We start from the raw sequence: 1,984 nt of genomic DNA, 5'->3' as shown, positions 1-1,984 counted from the left end.
ATTTTCTGTTTCATTAATATCACAATTATTAAATTAATGCGAAACGAGAGCTAGATAAAGTAATGGTCTGGTTAATCCCGATAGCTCGAGGTACGAGAAGCGTATCGGGGCTGACCATCTTCTCAGTGAGTTTGATTTCACAACTACTGAATTAAATTGCTCAACGTCATTCCTGACGAAGCACAGCGCAGTTCAGGAATCTCCTATTCATGATTCGAACTCCAATTCAAAGATTCCGGTATTCCTCCGCTACGCCTCGAAAACCGGAATGATGGCTCTGAAGCCTAATTTCCTAATTCCCCAATTACTGATTAACTTCTGCCAAGCTTCAACCACTATGCGATACTTAATCCTTGCCTTATGCTTTTTCCTGCCTCTCTTCTCTATTGCACAATCTGAGGAGAAGATAGAACTCACTGAATATTCTTTTGCTGAGTTCTTTCAAATGATTGAAGATGAATCTTCAGATGTTTTCACCTTGAAAAATGCTGTTCTTAAGTACGATAGCCTAACAGATGACAGATATGTTCAAACAGGTGAAGATTTCACCAATTTTAAGATTAGGCCTCAATTTGATCATACGGATACCTTACGAATTTCTAAAAAGTTAGTGCTTGAGAACATACTGGTTAATGATTATTCTGTCTCTGGCATTGACGGTTTAATTTTTCATCACCTACTCTTCGAGCAAGAAGTCACTTTCAAAAATTGTATCTGGAAAATTTTCCACAGTACCTTTCTTAGGCCAGTAAGACTTGAATACAGCGATGCTATTTCACTCTTGCATATATCTTATTTTGGGAGAGAATTTTGGCCACAAACGAGTTTTAATAACTCTACTTTTAAGGATGGTGTTTTCTTAATAACGGACAATCAAAATGACCATCCAATAAATATTCAATTCTACTTCGAAAAATGTCAGATATACCCATATCAAGAAGATAATTACAGGTCTAGGTTTTCTATGTATTTGAGTACTGACAAAATTTTTAAAGTGGAAATCAATGAAAACATATTTTATGGGAGTTCAGATGTATATATCGATAGTCAATCTGGCGATGACCTAATAATCACAAAGAATAACTTTCATGACAATCAAGTAAGAATACACTTGTTCAATACAACTCCTTTCCCCATTCTTATTATCAGAGAAAACGTTTTCAAGAGACCAGTAGAATTAGCCTTGGATGAACTCAAACAATCAAACGAAATCGAATGGACAGATTTCAGTCAAGGAATTTACAGTTTCTTAGCCTACAATGACTTAATGTATGAGACAGCCGTGAATTATGGAAGGGATTCAGTAAGGTATATTTTTGAAGACTACTTTAATCATATTCGCATTGAGGATAAGAATAGTTACCGTGCTGAGATAGCCTTACACGGAAAGCTCAAAGATCTTTATGATGACAATCATGACGTGGAATCTGCCAATGCGGTTTTTATCACCATGAAAGATATTGAAACTCAAAGATTAGAATACTTATACCAAGAGTCACCTAGCTTCGATACCTACTTCAAGTGGAAGGTCAATCAGTTTTTAAAGATCTTTTCAGCCTATGGTACGGAACCTTCTAAAGCGATTACATTTTCGGTTTATGTAATTCTAGTTTTTGGCTTGATCTACCTCTTTTTTCCAAATCATTGGGATAGCCATGGGAAGGATAGAATTCTTCATCGTTATCAATTCTTCTTTAAGTACTTGAACAAAGATGCCGGCATGCACGATGTTTATCTAGATGGTAAGAAAGATGAATTAGCGCATTATGATGGATTTAAGAACTTCTTTATTGAAAATGGCAAAACAGTACCTAAGTTCTTTTTGGCCACTGCACTGCCTCTTTATAGATGGTCTACTGCTAGTACCAGAAGTGCCTCATGGTTTTTAAGCAAGATCGACATCTTCAAAGGCAAGTGGGCCGACTTACCTGCCCCGCAAAGAGCAGCCAAAACAGTGCTATTGACTTTGGCCTTTGCCATCGCT

General features: G+C 36.8%; 1 protein-coding gene. It reads left to right on the top strand.

The window, feature by feature from the left end; translation table 11 throughout:
• Positions 1-337: 337 nt before the first annotated feature.
• Positions 338-1,984: hypothetical protein (locus tag AAGF08_RS20325; protein WP_343513284.1), on the top strand; the 1,647-nt coding region annotated here is incomplete at its 3' end.

It is taken from the genome of Algoriphagus sp. SE2, from assembly GCF_039563885.1.
Classification (GTDB): Bacteria; Bacteroidota; Bacteroidia; order Cytophagales; family Cyclobacteriaceae; genus Algoriphagus.
This window is presented reverse-complemented; position numbering and strand designations above follow the sequence as displayed.